The 24,231-nt window shown below is 38.0% G+C and carries 20 protein-coding genes; 1 reads left to right on the forward strand and 19 read right to left on the reverse strand.

The features are described from left to right. Positions 1–30 precede the first annotated feature (30 nt). On the reverse strand, positions 31–1,296 hold the full coding sequence (locus EV201_RS03260; protein WP_130305965.1) for a RidA family protein: 1,266 nt from the start codon (positions 1,294–1,296) through the stop codon (positions 31–33). Positions 1,297–1,696: 400 nt separating this feature from the next. After that, positions 1,697–2,569, reverse strand: a complete 873-nt coding sequence (locus tag EV201_RS03265; RefSeq protein ID WP_130305966.1) for an SDR family oxidoreductase — start codon at positions 2,567–2,569, stop codon at positions 1,697–1,699. Positions 2,570–2,729: 160 nt separating this feature from the next. Between EV201_RS03265 and EV201_RS03270 the strand changes: the two genes are divergently transcribed. Continuing rightward, positions 2,730–3,095 (forward strand): winged helix-turn-helix transcriptional regulator, encoded by a 366-nt coding sequence (locus tag EV201_RS03270; protein ID WP_130305967.1) that lies wholly within the window; start codon positions 2,730–2,732, stop codon positions 3,093–3,095. 116 nt (positions 3,096–3,211) lie between these two features. Here EV201_RS03270 and hemE read toward each other — a convergent pair whose 3' ends face one another. The 17 genes from hemE to EV201_RS03355 all read right to left on the reverse strand — a co-directional run bounded on the left by hemE (position 3,212) and on the right by EV201_RS03355 (position 24,208). Further along, positions 3,212–4,243: a uroporphyrinogen decarboxylase gene (gene hemE, locus EV201_RS03275; protein WP_130305968.1), complete on the reverse strand. Its 1,032-nt coding sequence runs from the start codon at positions 4,241–4,243 to the stop codon at positions 3,212–3,214. Between the two features lie 94 nt (positions 4,244–4,337). After that, entirely contained in the window at positions 4,338–5,327 is a 990-nt protein-coding gene (hemB, locus tag EV201_RS03280) for a porphobilinogen synthase (protein WP_130305969.1), read from the reverse strand. 80 nt (positions 5,328–5,407) lie between these two features. Then, positions 5,408–6,334 carry a hydroxymethylbilane synthase gene (gene hemC / locus EV201_RS03285; RefSeq protein ID WP_130305970.1) on the reverse strand — a complete coding sequence of 309 codons (927 nt, stop codon included), beginning with the start codon at positions 6,332–6,334 and terminating at the stop codon, positions 5,408–5,410. Positions 6,335–6,516: 182 nt separating this feature from the next. Beyond that, positions 6,517–7,773, reverse strand: a complete 1,257-nt coding sequence (hemA, locus tag EV201_RS03290; protein ID WP_130305971.1) for a glutamyl-tRNA reductase — start codon at positions 7,771–7,773, stop codon at positions 6,517–6,519. A 245-nt stretch (positions 7,774–8,018) separates the two neighbouring features. Then, a complete protein-coding gene (locus EV201_RS03295) occupies positions 8,019–8,306 on the reverse strand; it encodes a tetratricopeptide repeat protein (RefSeq protein ID WP_130305972.1) in 288 nt (95 codons plus the stop codon). Positions 8,307–8,486: 180 nt separating this feature from the next. Beyond that, entirely contained in the window at positions 8,487–9,359 is an 873-nt protein-coding gene (locus EV201_RS03300) for a fructosamine kinase family protein (protein ID WP_130305973.1), read from the reverse strand. After that, complete coding sequence (locus EV201_RS03305; RefSeq protein ID WP_130305974.1) at positions 9,346–9,861, reverse strand: low molecular weight protein-tyrosine-phosphatase; 516 nt, start codon at positions 9,859–9,861, stop codon at positions 9,346–9,348. Before EV201_RS03305 ends, EV201_RS03300 begins: the two co-directional genes overlap by 14 nt. Positions 9,862–9,916: 55 nt before the next feature. Continuing rightward, entirely contained in the window at positions 9,917–10,126 is a 210-nt protein-coding gene (locus tag EV201_RS03310) for a zinc ribbon domain-containing protein (RefSeq protein WP_130305975.1), read from the reverse strand. 123 nt (positions 10,127–10,249) lie between these two features. Next, a complete protein-coding gene (gene lgt / locus EV201_RS03315; protein ID WP_130305976.1) occupies positions 10,250–11,050 on the reverse strand; it encodes a prolipoprotein diacylglyceryl transferase in 801 nt (266 codons plus the stop codon). A gap of 70 nt (positions 11,051–11,120) precedes the next feature. Then, entirely contained in the window at positions 11,121–14,417 is a 3,297-nt protein-coding gene (secA, locus tag EV201_RS03320) for a preprotein translocase subunit SecA (RefSeq protein WP_130305977.1), read from the reverse strand. Positions 14,418–14,566: 149 nt separating this feature from the next. Further along, positions 14,567–14,956 (reverse strand): hypothetical protein, encoded by a 390-nt coding sequence (locus EV201_RS03325; protein WP_130305978.1) that lies wholly within the window; start codon positions 14,954–14,956, stop codon positions 14,567–14,569. A 101-nt stretch (positions 14,957–15,057) separates the two neighbouring features. Continuing rightward, a complete protein-coding gene (locus tag EV201_RS03330) occupies positions 15,058–16,080 on the reverse strand; it encodes a hypothetical protein (RefSeq protein WP_130305979.1) in 1,023 nt (340 codons plus the stop codon). 64 nt (positions 16,081–16,144) lie between these two features. Continuing rightward, a complete protein-coding gene (locus EV201_RS03335) occupies positions 16,145–17,527 on the reverse strand; it encodes an alpha-amylase (protein WP_130305980.1) in 1,383 nt (460 codons plus the stop codon). 359 nt (positions 17,528–17,886) lie between these two features. After that, a complete protein-coding gene (locus EV201_RS03340; RefSeq protein WP_130305981.1) occupies positions 17,887–18,399 on the reverse strand; it encodes a ferritin in 513 nt (170 codons plus the stop codon). Positions 18,400–18,558: 159 nt separating this feature from the next. Next, a complete protein-coding gene (locus tag EV201_RS03345; protein WP_130305982.1) occupies positions 18,559–20,163 on the reverse strand; it encodes a fumarate hydratase in 1,605 nt (534 codons plus the stop codon). A 224-nt stretch (positions 20,164–20,387) separates the two neighbouring features. Next, positions 20,388–22,697 (reverse strand): bifunctional glutamate--cysteine ligase GshA/glutathione synthetase GshB, encoded by a 2,310-nt coding sequence (gene gshAB, locus EV201_RS03350; RefSeq protein WP_130305983.1) that lies wholly within the window; start codon positions 22,695–22,697, stop codon positions 20,388–20,390. Between the two features lie 122 nt (positions 22,698–22,819). Beyond that, a complete protein-coding gene (locus EV201_RS03355) occupies positions 22,820–24,208 on the reverse strand; it encodes an MATE family efflux transporter (protein ID WP_130305984.1) in 1,389 nt (462 codons plus the stop codon). Positions 24,209–24,231: the final 23 nt, after the last annotated feature.

The raw sequence follows: 24,231 nt of genomic DNA on the forward strand, positions 1-24,231 counted from the left end.
TAAGACATGAAATCATAAAAAAGGATCTCTTTATTTGGCCGGCGGTGTACCTTCAGCGTTAGAAAGAATGGCATCAATTTGAACCAAAGCATCCATAGGAATTGCCGAAACACCAATTGTTGTTCTTGCAGGAAGATCGCCTTTGAAGAATGTTGTGAAAACTTCGTTTACAGCATCAAGATCTGCGATATTTCTAAGTTGAATATTGATTTTAACCACATCGTCCATATTGTGCTTGATGCTTTCCACAATGGCCTTGATGTTATTTAAACACTGAGCAGCCTGCTCTTTTGCACCACCAGCTACGATTTTTCCCGTTTTAGTGTCTACCGGTAATTGCGCTGAAATATTGTTGTAATGTGAAAAGGCTACCGTTTGTGTCGATAGAGAACAGATTGGAGCATGATCAGTATTGTTTGCTTTAATCACAATGCCATGTCTGTCTTCAACAACCTGTGGAGGTGTACCATCACCGTGCGATACCGTTGCATCAATTTGAACTAAAGCATGCATAGGCAAAGCTTCGGCTACAACAACTGAGCGTGCAGGCATATAACCTACAGTTCTGGCGATAGACGAATCCGGGAAAAATGTTGTGTAAGCTTCGTTAACGGCTTCAATATCCGAAAGGTTTGTAAGGTGGATATTGATCTTAACGATATCGTCGAAAGGAACGTCAATCCCTTCCATAATGGCCTTGATATTTTTTAAACACTGTGCCGCTTGCTCTTTGACACCACCAACTACAATATTACCGGTTTTAGGATCGACAGGTAATTGAGCTGAAATATGATTGTAATGAGAAAAAGCTACCGTTTGTGTAGAGACAGAACTCTTGGGTGCATTTTCTGTGTTTCTTACAAGCTTAACTAAATCGCAAGGAGCTTGTGGTTGTGTCCCCTCGCCGTTTGAAATCAGGGCATCCATTTGTACCAAAGCATCATCCATAGGTAAAGCTGCAACAGCAAGCACTGTACGTGTTGGAAAATAACTCTGGAAAAATGTAGCATACACTTGGTTAACAAGCTTAATATCCATGATATTTTTAAGGAAAATATTGATCCTAACAACATCAGTCATCGTATGGTCGATACTTTCTACAATTGCTTTAATGTTTTCCAGGCACTGCTTAGCTTGCTCTGTGATATCACCAGCTACAATTTTACCCGTTTTTGGATCGATTGGTAATTGAGCTGAAATGTTATTGTAATGAGAAAAAGCAACACTTTGAGTTGATACAGTACACATCGGTGCATTTTCTGTATTTCTTGAATTTTTTATAATTACGCCATTCATATTAACTTCTTTTTTTAGTGTTTGTTACTGTTGTTTTTTAAGTGAGCGCCAAACATAGTTAAAAAAACAATGGTTATGCATAAAAACAATTAATTTCAATCTCTTACAAATAGAAGAACTCTAGCTAAAAATAGTCTGTCAAATTAGGGCAAAGAAAAAGCCGACTCATAAAAGTCGGCTTTCTTGTCTATTCTAATTGGATCATACATCTCCTACCTTCAACTCCACTTTATTTGCTATCTAATATACCAAAACCAGCCCCCTTTATGCAATAAAATATTTCATCTTGAGCCGCATGCTCCTGGTAAGGAATGTTTAGATCAGGATGGATGTGGTATACTCTTGTTTCGATAGCTTTTCAATCGCACTTATATCCATGGTCATTATTATTTACTGTAAATTATGAATATACTTCTCTTAAATAATCAGCCATCGAAGTCGCTTTTCGCCCAATCAACTGTTCCATTACCGAGTTGCAATGGTCAAGTTCTCCCTGCTCCATTGCCTGCGCAAAGCCTGCAAATAAGCTAATATACATCTCAGGCACACCTGCTTCGGTCATGGTTTTATTAAATTCCTCAACCGATGGTGATGAATAAGCAATCGTTTTTCCGGTAATATCCGTCAGGATACTAGCAATATCATTGTACGAATAGGCCTTATCCGAAGTAATATCATACGTTTTGTTTTCATGCCCCTTGCTGGTAAGAATGTGTGAGGCAACTTCTGCCATATCCTCACGAAGGGTAAAAGCCACCTTCCCATTACCGGCCGGTTGGTAAATAACACCTGTTTTCAAGACATTTTCACCCATAAACAAGGGCAGCATATCCATATATAAATTGTGCCTTAAGAACGTATAATTCATTCCGGATTCTTGTAACCAGATTTCCGTTTCGATATGATCAGCAACGACAAATGAAATAGGGGAAGCTGAGCTTTCATCTTTTCGCATAAAACTGGTGTATACAACGTGCTTTACACCGACTTCCTTTGCAGCATTTACAACATTTTCATGTTGTTTTGAACGACCTTCGAAGTCACTACCAGAGATAAAATAAAGCTTATCGATTCCCTTGAATGCAGTAAGAAGAGATTCGTAATTGGTGTAATCGCCAATTCGTACATCAATCCCCAGAGGTTTTAAATCACTGGCTTTCTCTTCATTTCGAACCAATACCGCTAAATTTTTAGCTTCCACCTTATTCAATAAGTGCTTAATAACTGATTTTCCTAATTGACCAGAAGCACCTGTAATTAAAATTTTATTCATTTTATTTGCATTAACTTATTAAACATCTATTGCTTACCAAAGTAGATTAACTTACTTTTGGTAAGTCAAAGGTAAACGGGACACAAGTTTCAAACAAGAAGGTACACCGAAGTGCCCTACTTACTCTGAGGAAACTATTGTTGAAAATCAATTTGATAAGATGGAAAATAATTTGGAAAAATTTTCGATTACGGAAAATTGCCCTGTAAGAGGGGTCTTAGACCACTTGGGAGACAAGTGGTCGATACTAGTAATGATGGTTTTGGGTGAAGTTGAAAAAATGAGATTTAATGAGCTGAATAAAACAATACCCGATATATCGCAAAAAATGCTGACCGTTACGCTACGATCTCTCGAAGCTGATGGCTTAATTAAACGTACCATATTCCCACAGGTTCCACCCAAAGTGGAATATGAAATTACCGAGAGAGGAAAATCCTTACTTTTTCACATTAACAATTTGACAAACTGGGCTATTAAAAACATGGCAGATATTAAAGAATCCAGAAAACTGTTTAATGCGTAAGTAACACTAATCATCAGCTTATTAGTGAATACTCAATAAATACAAATTTGTCAGTTAATGCCAAAATAAAAGCCGACTCGCAAAAGTCGGCTTTGTATTATTATCCTTAAGAGAGCTTATCTTCCCCAATCAGATGTTTTTACTTTATCAATGAGATATTGAACATTCTCAACAGGGATGTTTGGCAATAAACCATGTCCCAGATTGAAAATCCACTTGTGATCTTTACGACCATAGTTCAAATAGTATTCAAATTCCTGATCAATCGCCTTTTTATCGGCAAGCAGGATTCTAGGATCGAAATTCCCCTGAAGAATCATCTCCTCTCCTACAATAGGACGTACTTCGTGCAATGGTGTTTGCCAATCGACACTCACACAGTCGCACAAATCATAGTTTACCATATTGATACCTGTTCCCAAGCCTTTAGGCAGATAAATAGTCTTAACGCCTTTTGTACGCACCGCACCCAGTATTGCTTTTACCGATGGTAGAAACACCTCTTTGTACAATTCAATAGGAATCAAACCGGCATGCGTTTCGAACAATTGAAAAGCCTGTACCCCATGTTCTACTTGCTTGAGTGCATAATGAATACTCATTTCAGTAATACGGGTCACCAACTTTTTCATGGTTGATTTATCGCGATAAATCGCAGGCACAAAGTCAGGAAAATTCAGGTTCTGGCTAAATCCCTGGAACATATAACACAATGTGGTCAATGGTCCTCCGCAGAAACCAATCAAAGGAATTTCTGCTGGTTTGGTTGCCAAAATCTGATCGATTGCCTGATAAATATGCTCCAATCGCTCAGGCATATCCGTCAGAAAATGCAAGGGATCTTCCACATCCTTTAGGGCTGTTTTAAACGTAGGCCCCTTACCTTCGAAACTCAATTCCATGCCTAAGGCTTCAGGAATAACAAGAATATCCGAAAAGAGAATGGCCGCATCAACACCCAAATCGTGAACAGGAAGCAAAGTGACTTCTGCTGCTAACTTAGGCTCCTCCATCATATGTTTGAAACCATAGCTTTCACGCAGTTTCATGTACGAAGGCAAAACACGTCCGGCCTGGCGCATGAACCACACAGGTGGTCGCTCGCGCTTAATGCCATTGATTGTATCTAGAAAAATTGAATTTGTCATATAATTAGTCATCGGTTATCAAAAGTTATCAGTTGTCAAAAATTTATCGCTTATGCAAGCGGGCAATTGAAAACCGATAACAGAAAACTTAAATTTATCTCTTGTTTAAAATCTCAGCAACTTCCTGAGCATGGTACGTGATAATAATATCCGCACCGGCACGTTTAATCGATGTCATAATCTCCATCATCACACGGTTGCCATCAATCCAGTCTCTTTCCTGAGCCGCTTTCACCATAGAGAATTCACCACTTACGTTATAAGCAGCAACAGGTGTATTAAACTCATGCTTTGTACGGTAAATCACATCCAGGTAACTCAAAGCTGGTTTTACCATGACAATATCAGCACCCTCAGCAATATCCATCTCAACTTCACGAATCGCTTCGTCGCTGTTACGTGGATCCATCTGATACGTGCTTCTGTCGCCAAACTGAGGGGCAGAATCCGCCGCATCTCTAAAAGGACCATAAAATCCGGATGCATATTTAGCTGAATAAGCCATGATTGGAATTTTATCGAAGCAATTCTCATCCAAAGCTGCACGCATATGACCAATACGACCATCCATCATATCACTTGGGGCGACCATATCAACACCAGCCTCAGCCAATGATACAGCCTGTGCCGAAAGTGTTACCAAAGTACTGTCGTTGTCCACATCTCCATCGATAATGGTTCCGCAATGCCCGTGAGTGGTGTATTCGCAGTTACAGATATCAGCAATGATATACATTTCCGGCAATACCTCCTTAATCGCACGAGTTGCCTTCTGAACAATACCATGTTCGTGTGTCGCCACTGTTCCATCTTCGTCTTTCGACTCCGGAATACCAAAAAGCAAAACAGATTTAACTCCTGAAGCGTATAGATCCTTACATTTTTCTACCAATAAATCAACCGATAACTGATCGTTACCTGGCATTGATTTGATTGGGTTTTTAACCTTCTCACCCGGACACACAAAAAGAGGCATAATTAAATCAGCTGTTGATAGCGAGGTTTCGGCAACCATATCACGTACAACTTTGCTGTAACGATTTCTTCTTAGTCGTGTCTGAGGAAATAATGGACGTAAACTCATATTATAAATAGTGTTTATAGGTTATAAGTATGTTTATATATCTGAATTTAATGAGTCAGATTATTAATTTTATTTTTTTTTTACTGATAAAAATTGATGCCTTTTTCAGCACAAATCGCTTTCATTTTCTGAGCCAAGTCTGTAGATTTAGCAACGGAGTCCTCAACAGGAACTTCGATACTCTCGACAATGAAATCGCCTGATTGAAGATCGCCAACAATGGCAATCATATTCAGGAGATTGCCATCAACAACAGCATGAGCTGCCAAAGGAAATTTACAGCCTCCTTCAATTTCAGCCATAAAAGCACGCTCTGCCAATACTGCAAGCTCCGTTGGTTTGTGGTTTACCCTGGCAACTCTGGCAATGGTTTCAGCATCATCAGATCTGGTTTCGATGGCAATAGCCCCCTGTCCAATGGCAGGAATACACATATCCACATCCATTAGGCAATCTTCGCTGGCGGATTTTCCCATACGGTTCATACCAGCAGCAGCTAGTATAATTGCATCGTATTCGCCATCCATTAACTTTTGCTTACGGGTATCGATATTACCTCGAATATCTTTGAATACAATATCGGGACGGATATGCGCCAACTGTACTCGTCGACGAGGGCTACCTGTTCCCAAGACAAAACCTTCAGGCATGTCTTCAATCAGTTGTCCATCCCGAGTCAGAAACGCATCACGAGAATCTTCCCGTTCCGGATATGCAACTAATTTTAATCCTTTAGGATGAAAACTAGGCACATCTTTTAAACTGTGAACCGCAATGTCTGCCTCACCTTCCAGAAGTGCATGCTCAAGTTCTTTTACAAACAAACCGGTCGTTCCAAATTCGGTTAATGAGCGATTCAAAACGCGATCACCTTGAGTGCTAAATTTTTTAACTTCAAATTCGATATCCGGATTAGCCTTCTGCAGAAGTTCTACAGTTTGCATGGTTTGAGTATATGCCAGCAGGCTTGGACGGGTTGCAACGATTAATTTCTTCTTTGGGGACATAGACAAACTTTATTGTTTTCACCATTTTAAACGAGCTATTTTCGCTTTTATGGTCGTTGATGAATGTAAAACAGACGGATCTTTTTACAATAAAAAATCGTCTTTTTTTTCGTTCACCTAAGGTGTAAAAAAAAAGCCATATAAACATGTTTATACGGCTCAATATTTTAATAAAAAACGCTTTATTTTGATTCAGGTTCCTGGAAAATCATATTCAAAGTTTCCATTGGACTCGACTGTGTTTTATGATGATCTTTTAAGTGACTGATACAGGCTCTGGCAATCTTATTCATCAGATTTGATGTGATTTTTTCCACACGTTTCAACTCCTCATCACTCATTTTTGTGCGATGATATTCCAATTCCTTATCACGAATTTTATTCAAATTATCCTTAAGAGCGACAATAACGGGCGACAAGAACGTAATCTCCAACCAGCCATAAAACTCACGCATCGAATCATCAATAATTTCTTCAGCTTGAGGGATACAGGTTAAACGCTGCTGCATAGCTTCAGATGTTTGTTCTGAAAGTTCATCAACAGAAATAACCAAAACATTTTCAAGAGAATCAATTGCGGTATCAACATTACGAGGTACCGATAAATCAAGAATTAACTTACAATCTGTCGTATTCTCAAAATGCTCCAACAGTAAGGTTGGATGAGGGGCTCCTGTCGCTACAATAATCACTTCGGCCTTATTAACTTCTTCAGCTAAGTGCGACATAGCTCGATAATTAATATCGAATTTTTTGGCTAAAGCTTCGGCTCTCTCCACATTTCGGTTCACTAATGTCAGTGAGCGATTCGCCATGTGTTTTACCAAATTGCTACAGGTATCTTTTCCAATCTCACCTGTCCCAAAAAGCAAATAGTTTGCTGACTCCAAATCCGACACCTTATCTTTAATGTACTGTACAGCAGCATGAGAAACAGAGGCAGCCCCACGGCTTAAATCCGTTTCATTTTTAATTTTCTTACTGGCCTTAAATACAAATGAAAATAATCGATTAAGAAAAGAATTAATCATCTGATAGCTCTCAGATAATTGGTAAGCATTTTTCACCTGTCCTACAATCTGAAAATCACCAACAATTTGCGAATCGATTCCGGAACACACATGATAAAGATGCTTAATACATTCGCTACCCTGAATGGTATAACCATTATACCGAAAATCTTTTTCGCTTCCTTTGCAGTAGTTCAAAAAAAGTTTCTTTACCAAATCCATTTCTGAACTGTGGGCATAAACTTCTGTTCTGTTGCAGGTGGATAAAACGATTAGTCCTTCAACTCCGGATTCTTTTGCATCTCGAAGTAAAGCTTCCTGATCCATTTGAGTCAATGAAAATCGCCCTCTTACATCCAGTGCTGTTTTACGGTATGAAACACCTAAAACGAAAAATTTTTGTAAATTCTCTCTTATTTGCGATGACATAAATTAATCTAATTTTGAGTTCTTCGCTATAAAAACGGGTTCTGGTTTTGGATTTGAGTCCTACCAAATATATAATTAATTACCGAAAAATAACTATAAATCAGAATTCCTTTAACTATTCAGAAAGAACCAAAATTAGTTAAAAAACCCTAAATCTTTTAATTTCAGACATTAACATCCTATTAAACCAGATACAAACGACACTCCATTTTGCACAATATTTATCTGTTTTAGATAAATATTGTTTAAGGATTATGCATATCCTTATTAAAATAATCAAGAATGGTATTAATCATCTCAATCTTCACATTTGCTTTAGGATGTTCAGGTTGAATATCAATCACCTTGATATAAAAACTCAAAGCCCTTGCTAAATCGCCAAGCTGGTGATGAATTTCGCCAATCATGAAATTGGCCTCTACATGATTTGAGTCCAAATCAGTAATCTTCTGATAATCGCTAAGTGCTGACTGAAACTCTTCTGCTTCAAATTGTAACTTAGCTTTTGATAATATATCTTGAATTTCTTCCATCTTACTTATATGAATATGCTGCAAATCTAGTCATTTCAAGCCTCTTTGTCTATATATAAAGACAAGAAAATCGTTTTTTATTTTAGATGAATGTTTAAGCAGACTTTAAGGCATTATGACTGATTTAATTCCATAATAGATACGAAATGAAATATTGAGGAGAAAACAAGAAAATTTCACTTAATCGAGGTATGACCAGAGCAATTTCACAGCCTGCCCGTAGTAACTTGTCCCAAATAAATTAAGATGATTGAGAACATGATAAAGCATGTAAATGTTTTGACGATAGTCGTAGCCCTGAGGAAGGGGGTAGCTTTTCTGATAGGCGGAATAAAAACTGGCATGAAAACCACCAAAGAGTCTTGTCATGGCCAATTCGGCTTCGCGATGTCCGTAATATACAGCGGGGTCAATTAAACACGCTTTTGATTGTGAATCGCAAAGAAAATTCCCTGACCATAAATCACCGTGAAGTAAGGCTGGTTTTTCTTCGCTCCCTTCTAAAATCTCTTCTATTCTATTTTCCAAAAGAATAAAGCCATTCTTCAGTTCTTCTCCTGCCAAACCTTTTTCCTCTGCTAATTTATATTGATAGAGCAATCGCTTGTTGTAATAAAAGTCGCACCAGTTTTCCGCTTCAACTTTATTGCAGGTGTTGATTTGAGGCGTAGCCCCAATGTAATTATCCTGAGGAAAACCAAAGCGAAGGGCACCATACTGATGTAAACGAGCTAATTGACGACCAAAGTTTGAGAAAAAATCAGAGCCTTGCTCTCCAATATGAATCTGTTCCAAAAGTAAACAATCCTTATCAACAAAGAGCACTTCAGGAACACGAATACAGCCCGCTTTTTTAAGCTCCTGCAAGCCCTTTGCTTCTTTCTCAAAAACATCAGATGCAGAACAAGCCGTCTTTATAAAACAGGTGCTCCCTTTTTCAAAAGTCAATAATTCAGATTTTGAGATGCAGCCACCTCCCACAGGTCTTGCAGACACAACCTTCTGTCCTGCCCAATCTTCAACTTTTGATATGATTGATCTATTGTTTTCCATTCAGATCGTTTAACAAACCTTCACAAGCATCTTCAAGTAAGTCCAAAACCAACTCGAAACCCGCTTCGCTCCCATAGTATGGGTCGGGAACCGTATTGTAATGCGTATATTTCGAACAGTAATCAGTCATTTTAACAATCTTCTTCAAATCGGCCTTATCACGGGCCTGAGATTGTAAATCTGAAATATTCTGATCATCCATCCCAATAATCAGATCGAACTTATCAAAATCCGTTTGATATTTAAACTGACGTGAAATACTAGTCAAATCGTACGAACGACGAGCCGCATGAGCACGCATTCGACTATCCGCTCTTTCGCCCTCGTGATGACCAATAATACCAGCAGAATCACAAGTTAAATTCGCTTCATTGCCAGTCTTTTTTATTACGGCATTCATAACCGCTTCGGCACTTGGTGATCGACAAATATTTCCTAAACAAACAAATAATAAAGCTTTGGGCATTCTATTCTCTTTCAATGGATTCAACTTCTGATTCATAAACATCATTCTTATAAAAAGCCAAATTTACACTTTATTAGAAAAACTGATAAAATCAACCCGTGAAAAAATCAAAAATATTACCCAACTGACTGGTTGTTCCCTTATAAATTTCGGTGTATTTACAACGCGTACACGTCACGGTCGTAAATTTCTTGTTTTGAACATCGAATATTTTAGCAAATGCACCTCCTGTGGCACGAAACTCATCGGTTTCATAAGCCATATTTCCACATTTTACACAAATATATTTGGATTGATTCATAGGTTATAATTTAGATTCGAAAGTTAAATATAATAAAATCTGTGAATATTATGCCCAATAGCCGGATACTAAAAATGGTCAGTACTTTAAATACTGACCATTTTCTTTTGTTCAATTTCAGAACTATATTTTCTTTTTCTGATACGAATTGTAAACCAAATAAATCCCTAACAAAATAAAAGGTATACTCAGCAACTGCCCCATATTAAAAGTCATTCCTTCTTCAAATGCTTCCTGATTCTCTTTAATAAACTCGATAAAGAATCGAGCCGTGAAAATCAGCACAAAGAATGTTCCAACCAAACGACCGGCATATTCCTTCGCATTTGTTTTCCAATACATATACATCAGAATACCAAAACTCGTTAAGTAGCAAAGTGCTTCGTATAACTGAGCCGGATGACGTGGAGCCAATGGCTCATAAATTGAAGCTCTCACAAACTGAAATCCCCAAGGCAAATCAGTCTGCGTTCCGATAATCTCAGAATTCATTAAATTACCTGTACGGATAAAAAAGCCGGCTAATGCTACAGGAATTGCCACCCTGTCAAGCACCCATAAAATGGATTTCTTGCTCACTTTCTTCGAATAGAAATAGAGTGCTGCCAGAATTCCTATTGTCGCTCCATGTGATGCTAAACCACCGTGCCAAATTTTTAATATTTCGATAGGATGCTGTGAATAAAATTCCCACCCATAGAAAAAAACATGTCCTAAACGCGCACCGATCACCGTTGCTATTAGAGTATACATGAATAATTTCTCGAGCCATTCCAAAGGAATACCTTCTTTTTTGAACATTCGTTCGACAAGTTGATAACCCAACAGAAAACCGAGTGCAAATAGTAATCCATACCACCTTACGGCTATCGGTCCTATCTTAAAAATTTCAGGATCTACATCCCAATGGATTGATAGTAGCATACTTTTTAGATATTAAATATTTAATCTGAGAATTGAGAAGAAACGAATCGTCCCAATTCTCACAAATTCCTTAAGCTGGTATTCCTTTACCGTGACATTGCTTAAATTTCTTGCCAGAACCACAAGGACAAGGTTCGTTACGACCAACCTTCTGAACATTACGTACAGGTTCAGCTTTCTTAGGTTCTCTCTTAGCTCCATCGCTATTTAAATCTTCTTTCGAAGTTCTAAGGTTACTCATATCTGTGCGACGGCGCTCTTTAGCCTCTCTCACCTCATCATTCATCTGTAAAGGAATATGTCCTTTCATTAGAGTAGACACGACCGATTTGTTGGTATTCTCAATCATACTCTTAAACAGATTGAAAGACTCAAACTTATAAATCAATAAAGGATCTTTTTGCTCGTAAGACGCATTCTGTACTGATTGTTTCAAGTCATCCATCTCACGCAAGTGCTCCTTCCATGAATCGTCAATGGTTGCAAGAATAGCCACTTTTTCATAAGAACGAACCAATTCTTCAGCCTCAGTTTCGTAAGCTTTTTTCAAATTGGTAACCACTTGGAAATTCTTCGTTCCGTCAGAAATTGGAACCACGATATTTTCGTAGATCTCAGCCTTACTTTCATAAACATCCTTTATAACGGGATAAGCCTGCTTGCTGATGGTTTCAACCTTGCGCTTATGAACATCCAGAACGACTTCATAGAGTTTCTGACAAATATCTTCAGGTTTTTCTTTCATGAATTCCTCTGCTGTAACAGGTGATTCTACTGAAAGGATACGAATTAATTCCATTTTGAAATCTTCGAAATCACCACCGTAATATTCGTTAACCAGAGCTTCGCAAACATCAAACATCATATTTGCAATATCAACCTGGATACGTTCTCCATACAGAGCATGACGACGACGCTTATAGATCACCTCACGCTGAGAGTTCATCACATCATCGTACTCAAGCAAACGCTTACGAATACCGAAGTTATTCTCTTCAACTTTCTTCTGTGCTCGTTCAATTGATTTCGAAATCATAGAGTGTGAAATCACTTCACCATCCTCAATTCCCATTCTGTCCATCAACTTCACAATACGGTCAGAACTAAACAAACGCATCAAATCGTCTTCCAAAGAAACGAAGAATTGAGAAGACCCAACATCTCCCTGACGACCGGCACGACCTCTTAACTGACGGTCGACACGACGTGAATCATGACGCTCTGTACCGATGATAGCCAAACCTCCTGCGGCTTTTACCTCATCGCTTAATTTGATATCGGTACCACGACCCGCCATATTGGTTGCAATGGTAACGGTTCCTTTATGACCTGCTTCAGCAACAATATCTGCCTCACGCTGGTGCAATTTCGCATTCAGTACATTGTGCTTAATACCTCTTAGTTTCAACATTCGGCTCAAAAGCTCCGAAATTTCAACTGAAGTGGTACCCACCAATACAGGACGACCTGCATTAACAAGATTGCCAATTTCGTCGATAACTGCATTATACTTCTCACGCTTTGTCTTGTAAACCAAATCCTCTCTATCGTCACGGGCAATAGGACGGTTGGTTGGAATCACAACCACATCCAACTTGTAGATATCCCATAATTCACCCGCTTCAGTTTCAGCCGTACCCGTCATACCCGAAAGCTTGTGGTACATTCTGAAATAATTCTGAAGTGTAATGGTTGCAAAAGTTTGTGTTGCAGCCTCAACTTTCACACTTTCCTTGGCTTCAATTGCCTGATGCAAACCATCAGAATAACGACGGCCTTCCATGATACGACCTGTTTGCTCGTCAACAATCTTCACTTTTCCATCCATAAGAACGTATTCCACATCCTTCTCAAAAAGTGTATAGGCTTTAAGCAATTGATTCACGGTATGTACACGTTCCGATTTAACTGCATAACTTTGGATCATCTCATCCTTTGTTTTCAGTTTTTCTTCATCAGACATATCCGATTTCTCAATCTCTGCAACTTCAGATCCAATATCCGGAAGTACAAAGAAAGCAGCATCATCTGTATCACCACTGATCAAATCGATACCAATATCAGTTAACTCAATTGAGTTTTGTTTTTCATCGATAACAAAATACAAGTCATCTGTAATGATGTGCATGTTTTTGTTATTCTCCTGCATATAGAAGTTCTCAGTTTTCAACAATAAAGCCTTATTACCTTGTTCACTTAAGAACTTAATAAGGGGCTTCATTTTAGGCATCCCTTTGTAGGTTCTAAGTAATAACTTAGCTCCTTCTTCCTGCTCCTTCTTATCCTCACTTTTTAATAAACGCTTCGCATCGGTAAACATACTCATTACCAAGTCGCTTTGAGCCTTAGCTAATTTCTGTACTTTAGGCTTCAACTCATCGTATAACTGATGCTCTCCTCTTGGAATCGGACCCGAAATAATCAATGGTGTACGCGCATCATCAACCAAAACCGAGTCAACCTCATCGACAATTGAATAGTTGTGACGACGCTGAACCAAATCCTTAGGATTGGTTGCCATATTATCACGCAGATAATCGAAACCGAACTCGTTATTGGTACCAAAGGTAATATCGCAAGCATATGCAGCGCGTCTCTCATCAGAATTTGGTGTATGTTTATCGATACAATCTACTGATAAGCCATGGAACTGGTAAATAGGTCCCATCCACTCCGAGTCACGTTTAGCCAGGTAGTCATTCACAGTAATAACGTGAACACCACGCCCCGTTAGAGCATTCAAGAAAACAGGAAGCGTTGCAACAAGAGTTTTACCCTCACCAGTTGCCATCTCAGCAATTTTACCTTGATGAAGAACAATACCACCAATCAACTGCACATCGTAGTGAACCATATTCCATACAATGTCAGTTCCTCCGGCATTCCAGGAGTTGAACCAAACAGCTTTATCTCCTTCTATTTGCACATGATCAGCACGGGCAGCCAAATCTCTATCAAATTGTGTTGCTGTCACTTCAATCTCTTCATTCTCTGTGAATCGACGAGCAGTTTCCTTCACAATACAGAAAGCTGCTGGTAAAATCTGATTCAGAACCTCTTCGATTTTATCATCGATGGTCTTCTCAATCACATCTATTTTATCGTAAATCTCTTCTTTGGCATTTACCGCAAGAGAACCTTCTTCAATTTTTTCTTTCAAAGCTGCAATTTCATCTTTTTCAGCCTTGATATAGTCTTGAATTTTTTCTTTCAACAATTGGGATTCGGCACGTAAGCCGTCAATATCCAATTGTTTAATTCTTTCATACTCATTCTTAATGCTCGTTAAATATGGAGCTAATTCTTTAAGGTCTCTATCTGATTTGTTACCAAATAGTTTACCTAATGTTTTATCTACAAAACCCATCTGTTTATTTGTCTATTGATTTCTAAATGAAGTAATTGATTTCAAACACCAAATTCTATTGGCATAAGAAACAGCAATTACAATGAATAGCATACACATCATATTTAATTCAATCTTGAATCAAATAAATTTGTATTATTTTCGAAAAACTAGGCTAAACCTGGAGCTCGTATGCTATTGGATCCGGTGAGAAAAATAGATTTGTGCTGATAATTATAAGCCGTAATTGCTTTTGTAACACCAGTACAAACAGGTTCTGTTAAAGGAGCCTTATCCGGATTTAAATGTGGAAATTTGGGTAATCTCTTAATCAGCGGTAAACTCGGAGTTTTATCCGCATAGATTTCAGAAATATCCGAAGAATTTTGGGTAGGAACAAGTAAAGGCAGATTATAACAATCGTCCAAACTATCTGAATGATCGGCATACCAAGCAGCAAAACGTTGCACATCATCAACCAGTTCCTCATAATCAACATTAGGAACGGCCGATGCACACGCTGTTAGCACCGAAAAAACGACAATAAGATACCTGTTCATATCCATGGGAACCAAAAGTAATTAATTTTATTGAAACACCTAGAATATATCTGTTGAGTTTATATTATTTCACAAATATTATTTTTCACTACACAATAAAATTATTGATGCTTTGTTCGCTTAAAACGAATCTTCAAATTAGAATACATGCTATTCAAAGAATCGACCATTGATAATAAGTTCAATGTGAAATCAGGAGATTTAAAGGAACCATAATTCATTAAGGTCTCGTATCGCTGCCCCTTTTTCAACACATAGGATCCATCATCCAGAATCAGATAATCACCTTTCTCCTTAACCTTAGATTTAGGCATATACGTTTCGTCATTATCACTTAAACTCAACAAGTCCGGATGAAAATAAATGGCTTTTCTTCCATGATTGATTATCTTAAGCTTTAAATAAAGATTCTCGTCCAAAGTATAAAATTTTGCACTGTAGTTTGTGCCATCAATCAACATCTCAGTTTCAGACAAATGGACAGTCCCCGATTGGACATCTCGTCCTTCACCATTGGCTTTCAGCTTATCGTTTATGTCCAAGCCAGAGTATTTCTTAGACCTGTCCACTTCAAAAAAAGCAAACTTATCGTTTTTTCTTAAAATCGATAGATCAATTCTACCAGCTTTAATTCCATTGTAATTAATGGCCAGGCTTGGGCATTTGGCTTTTGATTTTCCCTTAAAATAATCTATCGTCAAGGCATACGAACTATCCAAGTCCCCCCTATAGTCAGTTCGGGAATACAAGAACCTGTTATTTATTGGTGTAAATTTCAAACAAAGCGTTTTCGAAGTGTGTGCAGGAATGAAAGTCTCCTGACTCTGATTTACGGGATGACTTCTGTGTCCTTCCTTAGTTTTCAACTCAAGTTTATAGGATGGAATTCGAATACCTTCTGAGGTCTGGTTATCTATTTCAGCATAAAAAAGCAAAGTATCTCCCATGATATTTGCTCTGAATTCAGATCTCAATTTAATCCCCTTAACCGATTCTTTCATTTCCTGATTGAATGCAATAGGATAATGTTTGAGTAGATTTTCCGGCAATTTAAAATCTGACTTCTTTTTACATGAACTTACAAATAATAAGCTCAGTAATAAAAAGGACACGTATTTTATCATATCTCAAGCTTTCTTAAAAGAAACTCTGCCATAGCAACTAAGACAGAGTTTCATTATAATTGAATTATTTAACAGACCAAACAGAATATCCCTTTGGTGGCACCTGAATCTTTACCCACTTACCACTCTGGGTAACAGGCTCCCAACTCGAATTCCCAGAATAATCCTTAATGGTTGTATTTGACCAGTTCGTTTCAACCCATCTTTCCTGCCAATTATCTGAATTATTTATATAAACAATCAGACCTGCACCATTGTATCCATTACGGCGTGCAACGTATTCATCATTATCGGCATAAAGTATAGATGTACTTCCTGAAGCTAAATTATTGTGTATCCAAATCAGATTGTTCATCATATCCTTATCCAGCCACTCTTCATAATCGCGGTAGAAAACACAAGGATATCCCTCATGTGTCAAAATGTAAGCATAAGCCAATTTCTTATTCCAAATCTCATCGGTATCATGATTGGTTACAAAAGTCACGGCTCTAAAAGCATTGCGCTTCCACATCATATCGTTATTCAACTTTGTCAGATCATTGCCATCAAAAGCATCATTCATTGCGTAATAACAGGCAAAATCGAATACAGATGAGTTTGCTTCATTTGCCCACCAATTCAGATAATCAACGTTACCATCCCACAATTCACCAACTGAGAAACCGCCTACCGAAGCGTTCCATTCCTTAACAACCCAAGGTTCAAACCCTTTTACGTAATCGAAACGCCAACCATCGAAGCCCATTTCATTTTTATAATACTTAGCCACAGAATTTGAATTTTTCCATAACCAATTCTGCACATTAGTCTTCTTATGACATAAATCGGGGAAACCACCAAACTTTGCCAAATCGTTGTTTTCAATATCATTGGGATGAAAATCATCATAAGAACGATTAAACATGCCTGATTTTGGTTGAAAATCGGTCCATGTATCATTCCCTGTGTAAGGATTAGCCTCTGATGCCCCGCCACTATTGTGATTGATAACGATATCAGCATAAACTTGCAAACCACTTTGGTGAGCTGTACCAATAAGAGATTTTAGTTCTGTAGTTGATCCGAAACGCGTTTCTACAGATCCCATCTGATCATACTCTCCAAAATCGAAATAGTCAAATGGATCATACCCCATTGAAAATGTACCATTCTGTGCTTTAGCTGCTGGAGGTAACCAAATGGCATTAAATCCCGCATCGGCCCAGTCAGCAACTTTGGCATCTACTGTATTCCACCAATTTCCTCCGGCAGGAACATCCCAATAAAATGCTTGCATCATGACACTCGCATTGCCCACCGATTTGGTTCCGTTGGATAAATCCACTTCACCAGATGGGGACACTTCCAGTTCTTCAGTAGATTCTTTTGAACAACTGATTAAAAATAAAAATCCCAAACAAAGAATCAGGGGAAATTTCAGTTTAAACCATTCCATTTTTTTCATAAATTAAAATTTACAGATTAGAAGTTCAACAAACGTTTGCAGAAAAAAATACAATTTCAGTAAACGTTTGCAGTAAATTTGATTTGTAATCATTTTCCATTAATCTGCTTTCAAATTGAAATCGAAAACAAAGATTAACCCTTCATATAATTAGCAAATACGCCTCAATATACATCAAATTATTACTTCTCCAAATCTCATATATCCCAATTTTCTATTGAAAATGAAAGAATAAAACACAAAAACAATTGAATGGATAAAGCTGAATTAAACTTAAAACACAAAACTGTAAATCTTAATTCAAAAAAGAAGCCTGCTAGAATTAACTAGCAGGCTTTACTCTAAAATTTGAAATTCAATTAGGCCTTTGTTGCATCAACAAATACTCTTGCTTTGAATTCTTTATCCATCATATACAGGCCTTGTCCCTGACAATTAAACATTTTCAATTGATCGATGATTTCTCCAACAGTCGCTTCTTCTTCAACTTGTTCATCAACAAACCACTGTAAGAAATTAACGGTTGCGTGATCTCTTGCATCCATAGCAACATTCACACATTCGTTAATCAAACCGGTTACTGTTTCTTCATGCTTTAGGGTTTCTTCATAAATATTTAAAACACCATCCCACTCTGAAGGAACTTCCGTAATCGGTTCAAGGATAACTCGCCCACCTCTTTCATTTACAAAATATTGCATCTTAAGCGCATGAGAAATCTCTTCCTGAAACTGTACATGCATCCAATTAGCAAAACCTGGCATACCATTCGCATTCAGGTAATTTGACATAGACAAATAGAAATATGCTGACCAAAATTCCTTATTTATCTGATTATTTAAGATCGCTTCTACATTCTTATTAAGAGCCATACTGTTATTTTTTTAATGTTCTGTTTTGTTTTTTCTGAATCAAAAATAAGGCTAATTTATGATTTAGGAATGATCATTATTGAATTAAATTCGAATATTTATTGACAAATTCATCGATTTCAACAGCCCAATGCTCATTCCCTATCTTTTCATAAACGATTAAAGATTTGCAAAAAAGTCATTCCCTTTATCATCTACAATAATAAATGCAGGGAAGTTTTCGACACGAATCTTACGAACCGCTTCCATTCCTAATTCAGGGAAATCAATCACTTCAATCGATTTGATGCTGTTTTTAGCCAATACTGCTGCTGGTCCACCGATAGATCCCAAATAAAATCCTCCATTGCTATGACAAGCATCAGTTACGGCTTTCGAACGATTTCCTTTTGCCACCATCACCATAGAACCGCCTACTTTTTGGAACACATCAACATATGAATCCATACGGCCCGCTGTAGTTGGCCCGAAACTACCTGAAGGCATGCCTTTAGGCGTTTTTGCTGGCCCTGCATAATACACAGGATGGTTCTTAAAGTATTCAGGCATCTCCTTACCTTCGTCAAGCATTTGCTTGATTTGTGCATGTGCAATATCACGAGCGACAATCAATGTTCCACTTAGACTCAAGCGAGTTTTAATCGGATATTTAGATAATTCCTTACGGATATCTTCCATAGGCTGATCCAGATTGATCTCAACTGCATCCTTTAAGTGTGGCGCCTCTTTAGGTAAATATTTAATCGGTTCTTTCTCCAATTGTTCAAGAAAGATACCATCTTCATTAATTTTTGCTTTGATGTTTCTGTCAGCCGAGCAACTCACACCCAATCCAACAGGACAAGACGCAGCATGACGAGGTAAACGAATCACTTTCACATCGTGAACGAAATACTTGCCTCCAAATTGAGCCCCAATCTCGCTATTGCGACAAATCTCTACAACTTTTTTCTCCCACTCCAGGTCGCGGAAAGCCTGACCTCCTTCATTACCTTCGTTTGGCAAATGATCGAAATAGCCAGTTGATGCCTTTTTCACTGTTGCCAAATTCGCCTCAGCTGAAGTTCCACCAATAACCAATGCTAAATGGTATGGCGGACAAGCAGAAGTTCCCAAATCCTTAATCTTCTCGGTAATAAACTTCGTCAAGTTCTCTTCGTTCAATAAAGCTTTAGTTTGCTGATACAAAAAGGTCTTGTTTCCAGAACCACCACCTTTAGTTAAGAATAGGAATTCATAAGCATTACCTTGGTTGGCATAAATATCAATTTGTGCCGGCAAGTTATTCCCCGTATTTTTCTCTTCAAACATACTGAATGGCACAACCTGAGAATAACGAAGATTACGCTCCTGGTAAGTATCATATACACCTTTTGATAAATGCATGGCATCATCGGTTCCTGTATAAACATCCTCACCTTTTTTCGCAACCACAATAGCTGTTCCTGTATCCTGACAAGTTGGTAATTCACCTTCAGCAGCAACCACCTGGTTTAGCAACATGGTATGTGCAACAAATCGATCGTTATCTGAAGCTTCCGGATCTTCAAGAATTGTTTTTAATTTCTCCAGATGCGCTGGACGCAAATAAAAAGAAACATCAGCGAAAGCCTGCTTCGAAAGCATTTCAAGTCCCTTAGGATCTACTTTTAGAATTTTTCTTCCATCAACATCGATAGTCGACACATATTCTTTGGTCAATAATCGATAATTAGTCGTATCCTTTGTAATAGGAAATGGTTTTTGGTAGTTAAAATCGGACATTTTTATTGCTTTAAAATTTGAATAGTCTATATCTAAATTAAGTCAATATTTGGATGGTATTTCCAAGTACAGCCTCACAAATTTAATCAATAATATAGTTTGATCTGGGTTTTATGAGATGATTCTACAACATTTTGGTTCTATAACATATTTTACTCACAGGTAAGGAAATTCTTTATTCAAGCATCAACTTCCTGACCTCATCTGTGATTTTTAAAGCAGAGTTAGAATCCTAAAGCATCCAAAACCTTCTCGTTTAAATATCGGTTCTTACCGATGTAAGGATAACAGTGAATATGGATGGCAGGATTGAAATTCATTTCAATTATTGCATAGTTTTCCTCAGTAGCCTCGGCGTTCACATCCAGAATCATCATATCCAAACCTGTGATTTCTACATCTAAAGCCTGGGTTGCTTTCACTGCAATATCTTTATACGACTGATGGATATCATCTGTAAAATCGATACTATCGCCTCCCGTACTAATATTTGAGTTCTCCCTTAAATAAACAATCTCGTCCTTTTCAGGAACTGAATCAAAAGTTAAGTTCTGATCGGCTAAAAACATAGCCTCGGCTTCCCCTAAACTGATTTTTTCAAGCGGTGTCACATAACCTTTACCCCGAAGCGGATCTTGATTTTTCAGCTCAACCAACTCGCGTATAGATTTTTGTCCATCTCCCTTAACATTGGCGGGCACACGGTGTAGAATTCCCACAACCTGATCTCCCATGACAAAAAATCGAAACTCTCTTCCAGGAACAAAATCTTCTATCAGAATACTATTATCATGTTCAAAGGCAATTTCAACAGCTCGCTGATAAACCTTTTCCCTATTATTTTCCTTCAGAATGCTAATACCTAGACCAAAATTGGTGGACTTCGGTTTAATCACAATAGCACGACCTTCAAAAAGTTCAAAATCAGAAAGCGCCTTCTCTTTTGATAAATAATTCATTCCACCCGGCACACTTATTCCTGATTCTTTCAGAATAGTCTTGGTAACCAACTTATTTTCCATCATAAGCACCGAACTGTAATTATCCAGAGATGTCCGAGTCGCCTGCATCACATACTCAACCTTATCTCCCTGCTTGAGACGGACAAAATTTTCATTCTGATCCAAAATTTCAAATTCAACCCCCCGACGCAATGCCGCTTTTAAAAGAAGTTGAGTTGAAAGTTCCAAATTCTCAAATCCATGAAATCGGAAACTGCTTAGTTCTGTATCAGCCTGATATTTCCTTGCCATATCCATATGAAATGCTATAAAACCATTCTTATGAATATCCTCTCTAATTTTTAATGATGTTCTTTCAAGAGAACCATTCAGTAGGTTTTCACAATATTTCATTGCTGAAACATAAGCTGCATTCTCCGACAATTGAGAAACAGTCATAAAATTCTGCATCTCCTTATAAATCTCACGACCAAAATCCTGAACAGAAATATCGTTTCCTTCGAAAGAGTGTAATTTCAGCTCTGACTTCAAACCATAACAGGCCACAAGATCCTGATTATTTGCTGCAATTATCTGTTGTTTTTCATCGTACACTTCGGGTTCGCAACGAAATAAACAATGCAATAAAAACAGATGAACCAGATACAAGCTGTCTTTTGAAATACCCACTTTCTCATATGGATTTAAATCCAGCAAACGAACCTCTACATGTGATATATCTTTATTTGCATCGAACTTAAGCCTTATGGGTAAATAAAGCTCCTCGTCCCCAACCAGTCTTCCTTCGGCAACCAAATTCGAAACTGATTTTGTAAAACCATCCAGACTATTGAAATCGACAAAAAATTCTTCTTCATTTCTATAGCCTCCCGAACTGGTCCGAATTGATACAGCGTTACCACAAGTTACTTGCTTTCTCTCACCCGTTTTTAATGACTTCATCTTAAAAGAAGGATCGGACACAGGACTAGAGCCCAAAAGCCAAACCAAAAACCAACGATATCGCATAAAATTACGCAGCATCTTCAAATACAAAGCTTCTCTGAATGCCTCAGCATCACCATCGGGACAGCAAATTTTCACAAGTTTTCTGAGCAGACGATCTGACAAAGAAAAATTATAATGAATCCCCGTTAACATTTGTCTTTCACGACCATAACGTTGTGCTAAAACCTCTCGGTATTTTTCCTTACTAACTCCCTTATCGCCGAATTGCGCTATGGGAATATCCTCCTCATTGGGCAACAATGGAGGTAATGACTGTGGCCATAAAAGTTCGTCACCAATATTCTGTGAAACAACATCATGCAAAGTTTCCAAAAACCCATGCACCTCTTCAATACTATCCAAGGGAGGGGTAATCATCTCAACTTGAGATTCTGAAAAGTCAGTCGTGATATAAGGATGTTTAAACTTATCACCCAGAATATTGGGATGTGGCGTGGTCGCCATCCGTCCGTTTTTATCCACACGCACATTTTCCTTTTCGATGCCAAACTTTCCATCACAAATACTGCTACGAATACTTTTGTTTTCTAACAGTTCAAACAGGTTTTTATGAATTGTTTTCATAGAATTATCATTTCTTATTTAACCTCCTGTTGTTCACGGAGGTGGTAGCTAAGCCATAATCTACAGGCTATTCACTACATCTATTGGTCGAATACTTTTTTTGTCTTACTCCTATTAAAAAGCTAACTATCAGTGATTGCTTTACCGAATTTAAAAACTTTTTCAAATCTCAAATTATTCTTTCTAAAATAAGCTTTTAAAATGAAAAACAGGATCACCCCCTTTAAAATACTTGTTCCACTGATGCTCCACCAAACTCCATTTAAACTGAGAAAAGTGAAAAAGCCCAACAAATAAGCACCAGGGACTCGCAGACTCGTCAAAACCACGCTCAATATAGCTGGCACATAAGTTTTCCCAACACCATGAAAAACGGCTGCAGCAATCATTTCCATACACATAAACAACTGTGAAATGGATAAAATCATCAGGTAATCTTTCCCCATTGCAATACTCTCTTTTTCGGGGACAAATATGGAAAATAAGGTTTCCGGAATTAGTACAAACATAAGTGTTGTCACCACCCCTACCGAAAATGCAATCTGCCAGGCAGCTTTAAATACTTTAGGTAATTCCTCCATCTTTTTTGCACCGTAATGCTTTCCAACCGTAATTGTGACGGCCTGCATAATGCCACCTACAATCATAAAGGTAAAGGCCTCTATCTGAACGCCAATCTTCTGAACTGCAATAGCCGTCGGTCCCCATTCAGCAATGATACGCCCCATTACAATATAAATAAGGGTAAACGAAATACGCTGAAATGCAGCTGGAAAGCCAACGATAAGAAAAGATTTGATTTTATCGAAATGTGGCAGATAGCCTTTAAACTTTATAGAAGAACAACGCTTCAAAGCAAAAATAAAATACAAAAGTGAAATGCTACGCCCGATAATTGTGGCATAAGCCGCCCCGTCTACGCCCAAATCAAGCACAAAAATAAAGATCGGATCTAATAAAATATTTAGTGACGTTCCAACGAGACTGGCCTTGAGCGAGGTTTTGGTCTTACCATGTGCATTAAAAACTGAGATAAACAGAAGATTCATGAAATTCAGAACCGCTCCCCAGGCAGCAATACTCAGGTAGGATGTAGCCATCTCGTTAACATGAACATCCTTCATGTGGAAAAAGGCAATAAATTCACTGGGCCACATCAAAAGTATGGATGTAAAAATTGCCGAAAGCAAACTCACTCCCCAAAGACCTGCTATGGTATAACGGCTTGCCCCCTCATGATCCTCAGCTCCTAAAGAATGTGCAATCTTAACGTTAACTCCTACCGTAATAACTGAAGCTAAAGCCCAGCCTAAATTGATAAAAAAACCTGCGGTTCCAACTGCTGCAACAGCACCACTCCCCAATTCCCCGACCCAAATCATGTCAGTAAGGTTGTAGGCTGTATGTAAAAGATGAGCTCCAATTATGGGTAGAGCCAGAATCATCAGATCTTTACCCACCTTAGAAAGAGACAATTGCCTCTGAATATTCTTTATTAATCTATTTATCATTCGTGCCTTACCTCTCTTCAGTC

Source organism: Ancylomarina subtilis (genome assembly GCF_004217115.1).
Lineage (GTDB): Bacteria > Bacteroidota > Bacteroidia > Bacteroidales > Marinifilaceae > Ancylomarina > Ancylomarina subtilis.